Origin of the sequence: Roseinatronobacter thiooxidans, assembly GCF_001870675.1 — a bacterium.
Lineage (GTDB): Bacteria > Pseudomonadota > Alphaproteobacteria > Rhodobacterales > Rhodobacteraceae > Roseinatronobacter > Roseinatronobacter thiooxidans.
The window spans coordinates 52,694-68,098 of the sequence record NZ_MEHT01000011.1 but is presented as its reverse complement, the minus strand read 5'-3'; the positions used below and the strand labels follow the sequence as shown (position 1 = coordinate 68,098).

General features: G+C 60.3%; 13 protein-coding genes. 4 read left to right on the top strand and 9 right to left on the bottom strand.

Features of this window, described 5'->3' with window-relative positions; genetic code table 11:
• Positions 1-142 precede the first annotated feature (142 nt).
• From BG455_RS07225 to BG455_RS07210, 4 genes are all read right to left on the bottom strand, one after another.
• Entirely contained in the window at positions 143-784 is a 642-nt protein-coding gene (locus BG455_RS07225; protein ID WP_071469332.1) for a 5'-methylthioadenosine/S-adenosylhomocysteine nucleosidase, read from the bottom strand.
• A complete protein-coding gene (locus BG455_RS07220) occupies positions 781-1,203 on the bottom strand; it encodes a universal stress protein (protein ID WP_071469309.1) in 423 nt (140 codons plus the stop codon). The genes BG455_RS07225 and BG455_RS07220 overlap by 4 nt, the downstream gene beginning before the upstream one ends.
• A gap of 570 nt (positions 1,204-1,773) precedes the next feature.
• Positions 1,774-2,460: a haloacid dehalogenase type II gene (locus BG455_RS07215; RefSeq protein WP_071469308.1), complete on the bottom strand. Its 687-nt coding sequence runs from the start codon at positions 2,458-2,460 to the stop codon at positions 1,774-1,776.
• A 375-nt stretch (positions 2,461-2,835) separates the two neighbouring features.
• The gene (locus BG455_RS07210) at positions 2,836-6,399 is read right to left on the bottom strand and encodes a beta strand repeat-containing protein (RefSeq protein WP_143079888.1); all 3,564 of its coding nucleotides are present in this window, start codon (positions 6,397-6,399) and stop codon (positions 2,836-2,838) included.
• A 314-nt stretch (positions 6,400-6,713) separates the two neighbouring features.
• On the opposite strand from BG455_RS07210, the gene BG455_RS07205 reads away from it, so the two are divergent.
• The gene (locus tag BG455_RS07205; protein WP_170124779.1) at positions 6,714-7,784 is read left to right on the top strand and encodes a helix-turn-helix transcriptional regulator; all 1,071 of its coding nucleotides are present in this window, start codon (positions 6,714-6,716) and stop codon (positions 7,782-7,784) included.
• Between the two features lie 191 nt (positions 7,785-7,975).
• Here BG455_RS07205 and BG455_RS07200 read toward each other — a convergent pair whose 3' ends face one another.
• The 5 genes from BG455_RS07200 to BG455_RS07180 all read right to left on the bottom strand — a co-directional run bounded on the left by BG455_RS07200 (position 7,976) and on the right by BG455_RS07180 (position 13,226).
• The gene (locus tag BG455_RS07200) at positions 7,976-9,133 is read right to left on the bottom strand and encodes an amidohydrolase (protein WP_071469305.1); all 1,158 of its coding nucleotides are present in this window, start codon (positions 9,131-9,133) and stop codon (positions 7,976-7,978) included.
• A gap of 72 nt (positions 9,134-9,205) precedes the next feature.
• Complete coding sequence (locus BG455_RS07195) at positions 9,206-10,159, bottom strand: MBL fold metallo-hydrolase (protein ID WP_071469304.1); 954 nt, start codon at positions 10,157-10,159, stop codon at positions 9,206-9,208.
• A gap of 1 nt (position 10,160) precedes the next feature.
• Positions 10,161-11,075, bottom strand: a complete 915-nt coding sequence (locus BG455_RS07190) for an MBL fold metallo-hydrolase (protein ID WP_342742039.1) — start codon at positions 11,073-11,075, stop codon at positions 10,161-10,163.
• Between the two features lie 215 nt (positions 11,076-11,290).
• A complete protein-coding gene (locus BG455_RS07185) occupies positions 11,291-11,581 on the bottom strand; it encodes an HU family DNA-binding protein (RefSeq protein ID WP_071469330.1) in 291 nt (96 codons plus the stop codon).
• Between the two features lie 163 nt (positions 11,582-11,744).
• Positions 11,745-13,226 carry an AMP nucleosidase gene (locus BG455_RS07180; RefSeq protein ID WP_071469329.1) on the bottom strand — a complete coding sequence of 494 codons (1,482 nt, stop codon included), beginning with the start codon at positions 13,224-13,226 and terminating at the stop codon, positions 11,745-11,747.
• 132 nt (positions 13,227-13,358) lie between these two features.
• On the opposite strand from BG455_RS07180, the gene BG455_RS07175 reads away from it, so the two are divergent.
• From BG455_RS07175 to BG455_RS07165, 3 genes are read left to right on the top strand one after another with little or no spacing between them, the layout of a single operon-like run.
• Positions 13,359-14,294 (top strand): histone deacetylase family protein, encoded by a 936-nt coding sequence (locus BG455_RS07175; RefSeq protein WP_071469303.1) that lies wholly within the window; start codon positions 13,359-13,361, stop codon positions 14,292-14,294.
• Complete coding sequence (locus BG455_RS07170) at positions 14,291-14,530, top strand: exodeoxyribonuclease VII small subunit (RefSeq protein ID WP_071469302.1); 240 nt, start codon at positions 14,291-14,293, stop codon at positions 14,528-14,530. The genes BG455_RS07175 and BG455_RS07170 overlap by 4 nt, the downstream gene beginning before the upstream one ends.
• Entirely contained in the window at positions 14,527-15,402 is an 876-nt protein-coding gene (locus BG455_RS07165; protein WP_084386184.1) for a polyprenyl synthetase family protein, read from the top strand. Before BG455_RS07170 ends, BG455_RS07165 begins: the two co-directional genes overlap by 4 nt.
• Positions 15,403-15,405 lie beyond the last annotated feature (3 nt).

The window sequence follows — 15,405 nt, the reverse complement described above, 5'->3', positions numbered from 1 at the left end:
GCCGAAGGCCGCCGCGCGGCTATGCACTAAAATGTCAGCGGCGGCAAAGCCCCGCACAGCAGACCCATGACAACCGCCCTTTGCAAGCGCAGCTGCCCCAGAAGAGCAGCCAGATACATATATCGCTTGGCGAAACCGGGTTTCAACCCAGCAGCTGTCCCGCCTCCAGCTGCGCGCGCAGCGTGTCCACGGCCTCGGCCAGCCGCGCATCGATGATGTGCAGGTATTCGGTCCAGCTGTGCAGCCCTTCCAGCGGCGCCGCGCCGTCTGAAATCCCGCGCAAAGCAATCAGCGGCACACCAAAGCGCTGGCAGGCCCGCAGCACCGCGTAGCTTTCCATATCGACCATATCCTCGGCAATCGTATCATAAGCCGCGCCCGAGACGATATTGCCCCCTGTCGACAGGCTGGCAGAGGGCAGGCCCGCGATCTGTATCAGCAAAGGCAGTTGGGCGGGCAAGTCCAGAAAGGGCGTCACACCTTTCGCAAACCCCAAGGCAGATGCGTCCATGTCACGATAAGCCAGCGTATGGGCCTGATAGACCGCGCATTGCTGCAACCGTGCCGACCCGGCGGACCCAAGCGAGACAACCAGATCCGGCAAGCCCGCACCCGCTTGCAGCCCCGCCAGTGTGGCGGCGGTGGCAACACCCCCCTCCACCGGGCCGACACCTGTTATCACAGGGGTGAATCGGGCGCGCAAATGGGGGCCGTATTCGGCCTCTGCCGCCATCAGGAACAGAAGCCGAAAGCGCCCGAACCGGGCAAGCCGGGGCGCGGTCATTTGGCGGGCGGGCGGCGGGCCACATGGACTGCGCATTGCGCGCGTGCCACAACCTTGCTGGCGGTGGACCCCAGCAACAAGCTTTGCGTTCCGGGCCGGTGCGAGGAAATGACAATGCAATCCACCCGCTGCGCGCGGGCATGTTCCAGCACCTCATGGGCCGCGTCGCCTTCAGCCACAACAATGGCCGCATTGTCCAGCCCCTCGGCCATGCGGGCCATGTCGGCCTCGATCGCGCCGCGCATCTCTTCGCGCCAGCCTTCGGGCAGATAGCTGATCGCGAAGACGGGCGCGGGTTCCATCACATGGATCAAGGTGATCTGCCCGTCCGGTGCCAGCAGCGCTTTGGCAATCTCTAGCGAAGGGGCCGCGTCTTTGCCCCCTTCATAGGCGACAGTGACCAGAATATTTGAATACATCTTTGCTCCTCTCTGTGCAGGGCTTTGGAGTATTCAGAACAGGAAAACCGGCAAATGACCAGCCCTTCCTGATTTTTGCCACGCCGCAATAAATACCCCATCTCGATGGCGCGCGCCGCGAAATTGCGCCCGATGCAATAGACGCGCCGGATGGGAAACAGCGCATCGGACCCTTCAATCGGCAGGGTTACCACAGGCGGCGGGCTGAACCCGTAATTTGGCATGGGCTGATATCTCTTATAGAGCCTGAGCGCTTTGATCACAGATTTGGATGAACAGTCCAATCTTGATCAATCCTGCCACCCGAACCCAACCAAGCTATCGACGAGCCGATATTGCGAGCCCATCCTTCAAACCCCCAGAATGCCTGCTTGGGACCAGACGCGCCCTGCAGGTGTTGGCTTGGACCGTGCAATGCTCCGGCGCGCCTTGCAGGTTTTGGGACACGAAAGCCGCATTTGGGGCCATGTCAGACCAGACATTTCCCTGACCAAGGCGCACCCAACACAGCAGCGCGCGGCCCGGACGATCCACTGTCGGGCCAAGAGCACTGACGCACAAGATTGGGCGTCAGCCTTGCGCCAAAAGCGCAGGCAAGGCCGCCAGATCCGCCAAAACATGCGCAGGCTGGCCATGCAGGCGGTCCATCGGGGCGCGCTCGCGGTTGACCCAGATTGTGTGAAACCCGAAGGCCGCCGCCGCGCAGGCATCCCAGCCATTGGATGAAAGAAAGGCAACCTCGCTGGGCTGCACGCCAAAGCGGGTTCCCACCATTGCATAGACCGAGGCGTGGGGCTTGAACACGCCGACATCCTCGACCGAGAGGACGGCATCCAGCACAGGCGCAATCCCCGCAGAGTGAACCGCCGCGTCCAGCATCTCGGGCGCGCCGTTCGACAGGATTGCAAGCTGTAGACCCTGCGCCTTCAGCGCAGCCAGCACGCGCGCGACCTCGGGGAAGGCTGCAAGCTGGTGGTACAGGTCCAGCAACCGCTGACGCAGCGCGGGGTCATCCAGCCCTTCAGCCTCTAGCGCCCAATCCAGCGCATCCTGCGTCACTTGCCAGAAATCCACATGCGCACCGGCGACGGCGCGCAACCATGTGTATTCCAACTGCTTGCGCCGCCAGTGCGCCGACAGGGCTGGCCAACGGGGCGCCCAGCCTTCCGCGCCGGGTTCTTGCGCGGCAGCGCGCGCAGCGGCGGCCACGTCGAACAACGTGCCATAGGCATCGAATACGCAAACTCTGATCGGCATTTGGGCGCTCCTTGGGTCTGGCCCGTCACGACCAGCAGGGCGGGTACATGGATCAAGCCTCTGTCATTGGGGCATAGCGCGGGAAGCGTGGGGCCTGTTCCGTGCATGCCGGATGGCGCAGCATATTGGAATTGGGCTTGCAGGCAATGGCCAGCGCGCCTGCGCAAGGCTTGACCCCTGCCGCTGATCCGCTGCCGAAAGGGCGCGATGCGCCCGCAGATAATGGCAGACCAGATCAAGCGCTCTGCGACATCGGGCACCATGAGGCGCATGGCAAAAACCTTAGCCCAGAATGGAGCATGGCGGCCAGAGGGCCGCCATGCACGCATCACCATTTAAACGCATACTCAGGTTTAACCAGAACAATTGGTGATATCAGAATGCCAATTTGTACCCGATGCTTCCGCCGATACTGGTCGCCCTGTCGCTGAAGGCACCATGGATCACCACGTCAAGGCTGGAGCGGTCGGACACCTTGCTGGACAGACCCGCCGATAGCGTGCCGATTGTCGCCTTCGAGGTGCCATCGACCTTGACGCCGAAGGCGGTTGTTTCACGCTTGGCTTGTGTACGGTTGACCCCGGCGCTGACAAAGCCGCGGGTTGTCTCGTCTATCTGGTGCCAATAGGCGACGTTCAGGCCCGCTGTGGTCATCCGGCTTTTCGTATCATCGACCTCAATGCCAACGCTATCGGTGAAGGGTTTGCCATCAACAATGCCGTGCGACAGGCTGGCCCGCCAGTCGATGTGACCTGCGGCGCTGACGGGCATGACATAGCCAATCGACGCGATGCCCGCATAGCCCAGTGATTTCTGGCTGCCGGTCGAGCTGAAAACCGCATTCGTCAGATCAGCTTTCGCGCGGGTGACCGCAGCAACACCAGTGGCATAAAGCCCTGTGGGCGCGGCATAGCGCAGATACGCGCCTGTTGTCACATTCGCGCTTTTCGAGGTTCCGCTGGCCCATGACAGATTGGACCTGCCAACCCCTGCAAAGATACCGCCGACAAACTGCCCGCAGGTCTGGCCGGTGGCAGCGCCAAGGTCATGCTCATACCCAAATGTGATGCCATAGCTGTTGCCCTTGAAGCCGCGACCGGATGTCGAGCTGCCGTCCGCATGCGTCCAGAACCGCGACGCCTGCCCGTTCTCACATGCCTTATCCGTGCCGCGCACCGAAGCCATGGCGCTGTCGGCAATGGCACCTGTTGCGCCGCCGCCCGTGCCGCCAAGGCCGCCCAAGCCCGCAAAAGCGGCCCCTGCGCTGGCGATATTGGACGCGGTTGTTGCCCCGTCAGACATATCGCCACCGCCATAGCCGCCCATCGTGGCCGTCGTGATATTCGGCGCCCACTGGTAGTAAAGCCCCCCATCGCCATCATCGACCAGATAAAAGGCCGTGGTGGTAAAGCTTTGCGGTGTGGCGAAATCATACAGGTCCGAAGACACGATCCTGTCGCGCGGATTGGGCGCATCAAGATTGACGCCGGTATAGACCAGCGCGACCGACCCGACCAACCCTGTCGGATCACCGTCCAGATGGTTCACCGCAACCAGCGTTCCGGCCTCTGGGGCGGCTGTGCCGGTAACCCAGATCGTATCCGCAGTGCCAAACCCGTCATCCGAATTGTCATGGCCCAGCCCGGCATTGTTGTCTGCTTTTGCGTCAAAATCGAAAGACAGCAACGCCCCGGCTTGGGTGCCGAAATTCAGCACTTGCAGCGTATCTGTTGCCGCTGTGCCATAGGTCATGTCGATATGCCCGCCACCGCTGGTGACGAAACGCTCCAGCCCGTCAAAATTCGTAACCCCATTGCGGATAAACATGGTGCCCGTATTGTTGACCGCATCATTTGCGGCGTAGAATTCATGAAGTCCGGTCCCGACATACCACGACCCGTCGGCCATGTTGTTGAAGGTCACGCCGCCCCCGTCCGAATGGATCTGGCCCAGCATGTCGCCAGAGTTGTTGACTTCGGTGGTGCCTGTCCAGCTCCATAGGCCAATGCCTGTGCCTGCATCCGTCGCGGCACCTGTATCGCCAATCGTGCGGATGGTGCCTGCGTTGGAAACGGTCGCGCGCGTGCCGGTCACAAGGCCGAAGGCCCCGCCTTCGACAACCGCATCTGCGGCCACATCGATGGTTGTTGTACCCGCCCCCGATGCGGTGGCGTCGATCCCGGTGATGCCAGTGGCCGATACAGTCACGCCCTCGGCCACACCCAGTGTCAGATCGCCATTCACGCTGCGGCTGTAAATACCGAACTCAACTGCCGAAATATCCGCATCGACACCGATGGCCATTGTCCCGCCGCCGAAGCTATAGGCCACGATGCCATCCCCTGCGGCGGTGATGGGCCCATTGCCGGTAATAACCACATTGCCGTTGCCGGACTGTGTGCTGGCGTAAATGCCATCCAGCGCGCTTGACGTGATGCCGCCGCCCGTGCCCACGCCGGTGATGGTGATATCGCCGCCCGCGCTATAAGTGTAGATGGCTGTATCGACCGAAGTGACCGTGTCGAAATCCTGCACAGTTACAGAGCCACCGGCGATGGTGCCCGCCCAGATGCCCAAGTCGCCGCCCGTGGCGGTCGCGGTGCCAGAGCCGCCAATGGTAACATTGCCCGTTGTCGTGATGGTATCGATCGCCATCGCCGTGCCGCCAGCAACATCGCCAGTAACCGTGATTGCAGTGTCCCCGTCAGTCGAGCGCGTGTAAATGCCCCATGTGCCGCCGGTCACGTCGCCCGCGTTTAATGTTATGTCGCCAGTAGTGGTATGGGTTTCGATGCCAACAGCACCTTTGCCCTCAACCGCGCCTGTCGTGGTGATATTCGCATCGCCATCGGTAGAGAGTGTGTAGATGCCCCAAGTGCCGCCAGTCACGTCGCCTGCGTTCAGCGTGATATCACCAGTGGTGGTGCGGGTTTCGATGCCGACAGCACCTTTGCCCTCAACCGCGCCTGTCGTGGTGATATTTGCATCGCCATCGGTAGAGAGCGTGTAAATGCCCCAAGTGCCGCCAGTCACGTCGCCTGCGTTCAGCGTGATATCACCAGTGGTGGTGCGGGTTTCGATGCCGACAAAGTTCGTGCCCTCAACCGCACCTGTCACGGTGATCTCTGCATTTCCTTCGGTGCCGATGGCATAGATGCCCCAATCAACCCCTGTCACATCGCCGGCATTGACCGTTATCGTGCCTGCGCCGCTGGTATAAAGTTCCAGCCCGTCATCGCCGCCCTGAACCGAACCAAGCGCGGATTGCCCGCCAATATTGATGTTACCACTTGGTGCATTGATGAAAATGCCATCAAACAGGCTTGAGGAAGCCCCAACCTGTCCGACCCCCTGTATGCTGACATCCGCGCCAAAGCTGTTGTCGACATAGATCGAGGTCGTGCCCCCGATGATCGAGGCGAAATCGCGGATTTCAAGCGTGCCCGCCGCACCGGGCCAACCAAGGATCGAAACACCACTGAGATAACCGTCAATCGTGCCCGTCGACTGACCGTCCAGCACCAGCTCTGCAAGCGGGTGGAGTATTTCGACACCGTGCGAGAGGGTCGAGGTCAGCGCGCCAGACGAGGTTACCGTAATGTCACCCTGCCCGGGCGTAATAGAATTGCTGTCCAGCCACATCGTCCGGTCCGTGGTGGTGATGTCTTGTGTCGCTGTCACGGTGATGTCTTCGGTCGAATACGCATAGACCCCGACGCCGAAGGCGGGCGCGCCTGACGAACCAATGGACGCGGTATCTACATTGATATCAACTTCCAAAAACCCGCCAGCAACAGAAATCTGCCCACCAGCCAGAACACAAGCGGGACAATCCACGCCACCAATTGCCGCGTCATTGGCAAATGCCACTGCGCCGATAGAACCCGCCCCGATCCCGAGAAAGACCGAAGACAGAAGCATACCCTTACGCGACCGCATGCGGGCCACCTTACCCGGCAAGGCCATTTTATTTACCAACACCATTTTTTGGGAGTCCTCTACTGCTTTATCTGGCCGCAAACCGGCAAAAATTGTTTAATAGAAAACCAGCAGAAATTAAAGCATGGAGTCACCAGATGTTGCAAATTTATCGTTTTAATTCAATAACCTAAAAGATTTAGCCAGAGGGGTTCAGATTGTTAAATCCAGAACTTTCAGGACTTGTTTTTTGAGAAGCGTTTTTTTAATAATTCAGGACATATTGATAAATGACTTTTGAAACCCGTTGTGAATTTGGTACGAGTGGCGCGACCGTGACACGTAATTTCAAATCAGCGCCCCCCCAGAACGAGGCGTATCTCAGGGCGCATTCGATGATCGGGTTCTGCGACCTTGTCAGGGAGATGGGTCATGACCCCATTGCCATGATCGAAGAAGCCGGACTGCCGGTCGCGGCGCTGACCGACCATGACCTGCTTATCCCCTACCGCCGCCACGCGCTGTTGCTAGAGCTTGCGGCGCGGCGGCTTGGGCGGCCCGCATTCGCGCTGGAATGGGCATGCGCGGTTGCCCCCCAGTTTCACAATCTCGGCCCGCTGACCCTGCTGGAGTATTTCACCGCGACCTTTCGGGAATGGATTGATCTGGGCATCAGGTCGATTTCCTATCATACCAACGGCTTCAACTTTCGCAAAATCCCTCAGACCACATTTGGCCAGACAACCTATCGGTATGCAGCCGACAGTTTTGTTCTGTCCTCGCGCCAGCAGACCGAACATATCTTTGCACTGACCTGCATGTTGGCGCGGCGTGTCACCAACCTGCCGGAAGAGAACCCGCTGCTTGTGCGGTTTTCTCACTCTGCCCCCACCGACCTATCGCTGCATCAGGCAATTTTTGGCTGCAAGATAGAGTTTGACGCCAGCGTTGATGAGCTTGTGTTTTCCGACCACCTGTTAGACGCCAGAACGAATGGCAATCTCAGCTTGTTGCAACCCCTGATACAGCGATTTATCCGCTACAGGATCGATCACTTGCCACTCTATGATCAGTCTGCACGCATGACTGTTGCCCTGACCATTCCCAGCGTTGTGGGCACAGGAAACTGCAATATCGAATTTATTGCAGAGGCGCTTGGCCTGTCGGTCAAACAGCTTCAGCGCCAACTGGCCAGCGAGGGCACCAATTTCAGCGAAGTGCTGGACGAGGTGCGCCGCAATATGGCTATGCGCCTGCTGACCGAATCTCATGCCTCTATCGAACGTATCGGGGGGTTGCTGGACTACTCCTCGACACCGGCGTTCTCACTGGCATTCAAGCGGTGGGCGGGCGTCTCGCCGCTGCAATATCGCAAACAAATCTGGGCTGCCGCCCTTTCGAGTTGATCATCGCAAGGCGCGCAGTGTCGGGCCATGGTGGGGCAAGCGATGTGGGCCGCAAATCGGCGATTGGGGCTTTGTGCCAGCCTCACACATAGTCAACCTGAAGTCACTTTGCCCCATATGCGCAGGCTGCGCTATGGCTTATGGCGAAGCGCACGCGCACGCGCACGCGCATGGCGCTGCTTGGTGTGTTTTCATGCATCCTGCAAGACATCTTCCAGCGTTTGGGCAAAGACTGAAACCCCTGTCGGGATCAGCGCATCGGGGAAATCGTAGTCGTTATTGTGCAGCGCCGGATGGGTTTCGCCTGCACCAAGGAAAAACAGCGCTGTGCGCGTGGCCGCGCTGAAGGCGCCAAAATCTTCCGAGGCACGCATGGGCAGGGCAAACGCGCCCTTCGGCACACCCAACGCGCTGGCAGCGCGCGCGACATGGGCGGCGGCCTGCGGGTCATTCAGGGTTGCATTGAAATGGTCGTGGCGTGTGATCTCCAGCGCCAGACCTTGCGCGGCGTTATGTGCAAGCGCGCAGATTTCAGCCTCGAACCCCTCCAACGCGGCATCACTCAGGGTGCGCAGGGTCACAAATGCCTGTGCCTGCGCAGGTGCAATACCGAAAGCAGGCACACCCATATTCAGGTGGCACAAGGTCGCCAGCCGAAATTCAGGCCCCATCGGCTGCACACTTGCATAGCGCGCGACACCGTCCATCAGTGCGCCCAAGGCAGGCGCGGGCGATGCACCTGTTTCGGGCAGCGAGGCATGCGCCTCTTGCCCCTGATAGCAAAACCGCAACCCGACCGAGGCGCAGCTTGCAGGCCCTGCGCCAACAGCGACCGCGCCCCGCGCCATGCCCGGCATATTGTGCAGCGCGAAGGCCCAATCGGGGCGCAGTGGCGCAAATTGCGGGTCATTCAACACCGCGCGCGCACCTGCGCCGGTTTCCTCGGCGGGTTGGAACAGCAAGATCACCCGCCCGCGCGCAGGCCGCATTTCCCCCAGCCACAGCCCAAGGCCCGCGACAATAGCCATATGCCCGTCATGCCCGCACAGATGCGCAACGCCGGGGGTACGCGAAGCGTAGCCCAGCCCCGTCCGTTCCATGATCGGCAGCGCATCGAGTTCTGCGCGAAACATGACAGACGGCCCCGGTTGGCCACTGTCATAGATAACGGCCAGCCCATGCCCGCCCAGCCCCGTGATCACCTGATCGGGGCCGGTTTCGCGCAGGAATTGGGCAACCATAGCCGCTGTCGCCCCCTCGCCCCCCGACACTTCGGGGGCTTGGTGCAATGCGTGGCGCATCTGTGTCAGCGCGGTGATCTGGCGGTCGGACAGGATGTGTTTGCTCATGCCCCGTTATGTCGCCCGAGATGCGCGCAATGTCCAGTCGGGCCGCGCGCACCGCGCCCAACTGGCAGGGGTTTATTCCCACTCCATCTCGGCAAAGACAACGCCCGCGTTGCGCGTGGCCAATTCCTCGAACGTGTCCAGATGGGTGTAGGGCGACTGATCGACATAATAGGCTGTGCTCAAATCACCGCCCTCATCAATATGCTCGGCAATACGCGCACGCAGCCAGACCAGATAATCATGCGTATAACGGCGCACCTGTGCCATATTGGTGGGGTGGCCATGGCCCGGAATCACATAGGTTGCGCCCAGCGGTTCAAAGGCGTCTTCCCATGTTTCAATCCAGCACGATGTGCAGGTCCCCTCGAATATCGGGGGCATGCGTTCCTGAAAGGCGATGTCCCCCGCAATCACAAGTGACTGCTCTGGCAGCCACACCTGTGTGTCGCCGGGGCTGTGGGCGGGGCCAAGATACAACACTTCGATGCGAAACTCGCCCATCGTCATCTCGACGCGATCCTCAAAAATCTGGGTGGGTTGCATCGGTGTCGTGCCTTCAGATTTCTCGCGCGCGTAGTTCTGAAGGCTGGCAAAGGCTTGGCCGGAATCCTTCTCGAACTCTGCTGCGGCATCGACATGGGCCAGAATTGGCACGCCCTGTTCAATCCAGTAATTGTTGCCCAGCATGGCATGGCCCTGCCCGTTCTCGGCAATCACCAGCATAACCGGCTGGCCGGTGCGCGCGCGGATTTCGCCATGCAGCGCCTGCGCGATCTGATAGGACGCGCCCGAATTGACGACCACAACCCCCTCGCCGGTGATGATGAAACTCAGGTTGTTGTTATGGCCCGAGTTTTCATAGGTCGGCGGGGCCGTCGCCCCGATGCTGGTCCAGACATTCGGGATTACCTCGACCGGCTTGTTATACAGGACAGATTGCGGGTATTTATCCGCAATATCCTCTGATGCGATGGCCGCACCCGCCCATAAAAAAGCTGCTGCGCAAAATGCTGATATGCGTGTCATCTCAAACTCCTGCGTGGAAGCGATAGCGATTATCTGCAAGCCGTTCTGCCCGGCCAATGCCGCCTTCGGGCAGATGAAAGCCCAAGATCGTCAGGTCATCTGCCGTGATCCTGTCCAGCAGGCGCAGCCGTGTTTGCGCCCCTTGTTCAAGATCGAAATCAGAGCCGGAATGCCAGTCCGGCCGCTCGAATGCCAGATGGTGGTTGACCAGCGCATCGCCCGCCACCAACAGCCCCTGCCCGCCTGCATCCAGCGCAAAGGACATATGCCCCGGGGTGTGGCCAGGGGTTGCCACTGCGTGAATGCCCGGCAAAACTTCGGCGCCATCCTCGAACAAGGTGATGTGATCCTCAACCTCGACCAGCCGCCGCTGTGCGCCCACAGCAAAGGACTGGCGCGCGGCACCGATACTTTCAACTGTGTCGGGGTCCATCCAGTAATCCCATTCCGCGCGCCCCATCATGATTTCTGCGTTGGGCAGCATAACTTCATCAAAATCATCCAGCAGCCCCCAGATATGATCAGGATGGGCATGGGTGATGACCAGATGGGTAATGTCCTGCGGCGCGACCCCAAGCGAATCCATCGCTTGCAACATGTGACCGGCGCTTGGCATGAAATCCGGCCCTGCACCAATATCAAACAGCACAGTGCGCGGCCCGTCGCGCAGCAGCACCAGATTGCAAGGCGGCTCGAACTGGTCACCGCTCAGGCCGTAGCGGGCAAGTATCTCGGCCAGCTCATCCTGAGGCATGTTTTCCAGCATCATATCGGCGGGCAGTTCCAGATGCCCGTCAGACACCATATCAATCCGCGCGCCGCCAAGCTCCAAGGTCGATCTCGCATAAAGCTGTCGTGGCAAAGCCATGCCCAGCGCCATTGCGCCCGTGCTTTGGAGGAATCCGCGTCTGTTCATTATCATCTCTCCCACCATGCGAAGTATCGCATGATCTTGTCATACGTTGCATCAACGGATGCGAGGGAGAGCGCATCAACTATAGGCGCGATCTTATCTGTCTTGGGAACAGATGCAAGGGCCGATATGTGTCGGCGGCCATCCGCGGTGCCATCACGCATGAAAAAGGCCACCCAAAAACGGGTGGCCCTTTCAAAAACTGTCCAACCGGCATGTTAGCCGTTGACCGCGTCTTTCAATGCTTTTGCGATGGTGACCTTCACAGCCTTGTCGGCTTCTTTGGTCATCGTCTCGCCTGTGGCAGGGTTGCGCACCTGACGCTCGGGGCGGGCGCGGCACATGATCTTGCCAATACCGGGCAGCGTGATCGCGCCACCGGCGGAAACCTCCTGCATGACCAGTTCCGATACAGCATCCAGCGCGGCTGCTGCGGTTTTCTTGTCAGCGTCCATCTTTTCGGCCAATGCTGCGACAAGCTGGGTCTTGGTCATCGGTTTAGCGGTCATCTTGAACTCCTTAAGATGTGTCATATTACTGAAAGCGACGCCTTGGCGCCGCTCAACGATGCGTTGCATTGCAGGGCGCATCTAGCCCGAGATTTCAGGGACTGGCAATCACCCCAACCGCAGAAAAACCAGCTTTTCCACCCAAAAGGGCATAAAACCCGCCCTACAGAAACGCCGTCTCGCTAAAAGAGCGCAATTTTCGGCTGTGAATTTTCTCTAGCGGCATGTCGCGCAGCAGTTCCATGGCGCGAATCCCGATTTGCAAATGGCGCGCCACTTGGGTCTTGTAGAAAGACGACGCCATGCCGGGCAGCTTCAATTCGCCATGCAAGGGCTTGTCGGACACGCATAGCAAAGTGCCGTAGGGCACGCGGAACCGGAACCCGTTGGCGGCGATGGTCGCGCTTTCCATATCCAGCGCAATCGCGCGCGACTGGCTTAGGCGCTGCACAGGGCCGGACTGGTCGCGCAATTCCCAATTGCGGTTGTCGATTGTGGCCACCGTGCCGGTGCGCATGATCTGTTTCAGCGCATACCCTTCCAGCTGGGTGACCTGCGCCACCGCATCTTGCAAGGCAATCTGGATTTCAGCCAGGGCAGGGATGGGCACCCAGACAGGCAGATCCGCATCCAGCACATTGTCTTCGCGCAAATACGCATGGGCCAGCACGAAATCGCCCAACGCCTGACTGTTGCGCAGCCCCGCGCAATGGCCCACCATCAGCCACGCATGCGGGCGCAAAACGGCAATGTGGTCAGTGGCGGTTTTCGCATTCGAGGGGCCAACCCCGATATTGACCAGCGTGATCCCCGCGCCGCGCGCACGCTTCAGGTGATAGGTCGGCATTTGCGGCAGGCGCGGCAGCGGCGCAATCTCGCCATCCGGGTCCGTCAGTTTGAAATTGCCCGGCGCAACAAAGGCGGTGTAGCCGCTATCGGGGTCGCGCAACTGTTCGCGGGCGAAAGCCTCGAACTCGTCCACATAAAACTGGTAGTTGGTAAACAGGATGTGGTTCTGGAAATGCTCGGGGTCGGTGGCGGTGTAATGGGCCAGCCGCGCCAGTGAGTAGTCGATACGCTGCGCGGTGAACAGCGACAGCGGCAGCGATCCATCCTCGTTGCGGGCGCGGTCGCCGTTGACAATGTCATCATTCGTGGTGGCCAGATCGGGCACATCGAACAAATCGCGCAAAGACAAGGTCAGTTCGCCATTTTCCGGCAAGCTGACATCGCCGCGCCCTGCCATGGCGAAATGCAGCGGAATAGGCGTGGTCGAGGGGCCAATGCTGACCGGCACATTATGGTTCTGCATCAGCAACGAGATTTGCTGGCGCAGGTAATGGCGGAACAGGTCAGGGCGCGTCACACTCGACGCATAGCTGCCCGGCTCCGAGACATGCCCGAAACTCAGCCGCGAATCGACCTGATCATAGCGCGAGGTGACAAAGCGGATTTCAGGGTAAAACGCCCGATACCGCGCCGAGGTGTTCTCGCCGCTGACCACAGCGTTGAACGCATCGACCAGAAATTTTGTAGATGTCGCATACATCTCTTCCAGACAGGCCACGGCCATGTCGGGATCGCTCAGCAAGCGATGTTCGGGCGAAGGCGGGGTCAGGATAGATAATGTTTTATTCGGCGTCATATGCAATTTTTCCTTATCGTCTTTGGCACCAAAGCCCTGCGCCGACACTGACACCCCCGCGCAGCGCCGACAAGCACCCGAACCCAAAGAATCGCTCTTCCCCCGCCCTGACCAATAGATTAGCTTCGCGCCATGACGACAGCTTACCTCACACACCCCGACGCCCTTGCGCATGAAACCCCCGCCGGTCACCCCGAGCAGATCGCCCGGATCACGGCGATCCATGCGGCATTGGACACACCGGAATTTGCAGGGCTGATGCGGCTGGATGCGCCCTTGGCACATGACGCGCAGCTTTTGCTGTGCCACCCCGAACAGTATGTGACCCGCATTCGCCAGGCCATTCCGGCGGCGGGCATCTACCAACTGGACGCCGATACGCATGTCTCGCACGGGTCGCTGAATGCGGCGCTGCGCGGTGTTGGCGGGGCATGTCATGCGGTTGATCTGGTCATGCAGGACAGGGCACAAAACGCCTTTGTGGGCATGCGCCCCCCCGGCCACCATGCCGAACGCGCAACACCCATGGGCTTTTGCCTGTTCGGCACGGTTGCGATTGCCGCACGCCACGCACTGGAACACCACGGTTTGCAGCGTGTCGCGGTTGTCGATTTCGATGTGCATCATGGCAATGGCACGCAAGACCTTTTGTGGGACGAGCAGCGCGCCTTTTTCGTGTCCAGCCACCAGATGCCGCTTTGGCCCGGCACCGGCAAGACCGATGAACGTGGCGCTTTTGGCAATGTCATGAACATCCCCCTGCCCCCCGGAACGGACGGGGCAAAGTTCCGCCAGATTTACGAAGATATGGTCCTGCCGCAACTGGACCGCTTTGCGCCGGAACTGGTGCTGGTCTCCGCCGGATTCGATGCCCATCGTGACGACCCGCTGGCCCAGCTTGACCTGCTGGAAGATGATTTCGCATGGGTCACCGGCGCGCTGTGCGACATTGCCGTGCGCCATTGTTCGGGGCGGTTGGTTTCGGTGCTGGAAGGGGGATATGATCTGGAGGCACTCAGCCGCAGTGTCGCGGCGCATATCCGTGTCTTGATGGAGAAGGGCGCATGAGCGACAAACCTGTAACCGAGATGAGCTTTGAAGACGCCCTGCGCGGGCTGGAAGAGATTGTCACCCGTCTGGAACGCGGTGATGTGCCGCTGGACCAGTCGATCACATTGTATGAACGCGGGGCAGAGCTGAAGAAGCACTGCGAAACCCGCCTGAATGAAGCCCAGATGCGGGTCGAGGCGATCCGCCTGTCCGAAGACGGCACCCCCAAGGGCACGGAGCCATTCTCGGCATGAGCGGTTTCGCCACGGCGCTAAAGGTGGCAGCAGGTCTGACCGAAGCGCGGCTGCAAGCCGAAATCGCTGCTCTGCCCGACACTCCGGTACGGGCAGCCATGGCCTATGCCGCGCGCGGCGGCAAGAAACTGCGCGGGTTTCTGGTGCTCGAATCCGCCCGCCTGCATGGAATCGCGCCCGAGATGGCAGTGCAGGCCGCAAGTGCGATAGAGGCAATTCACGCCTATTCGCTGGTGCATGACGACCTGCCCGCGATGGATGACGACGATCTGCGCCGTGGCCAGCCGACAGTGCATGTGAAATGGGACGAAGCGACCGCCATTCTTGTGGGCGATGCGCTGCAAACCCTGGCCTTTGGCTTGCTGGCGCGTGACGATGCCGCGCCTATGCCGCAGGCGCGGCTGGCGCTGATCGCCTCGCTGGCGCATGCGGCGGGGGGTGCTGGCATGGTGCTGGGTCAAGCGCTGGACATCGCCGCCGAAACTGCCGCCACGCCCCTGTCACTGGACGAAATCACAGCGCTGCAAGCGGGCAAAACCGGCGCGCTGATCGAATGGTCGGCCTGCGCGGGCGCGCGGATGGTGGGGGCTGACCCCACCCATCTGGCCGCCTATGCCCGCGCGCTGGGGCTTGCGTTCCAGATCGCCGATGACATCCTCGATGTTGAAGGCGATGCGGCACTGGCAGGAAAGCGCCTGCACAAGGATGAGGCCGCAGGCAAGGCAACCTTTGTGTCATTGCTTGGCCTTGATGGTGCGAAAGCCCGCGCCCGCGACCTGATTGCCGAAGCACAAGAGGCGTTGCAGGTCTATGGCAATGACGCACAACAGTTGCGCGAGGCTGCGCAATTCGTTATCGCCCGCAGCAACTGACAG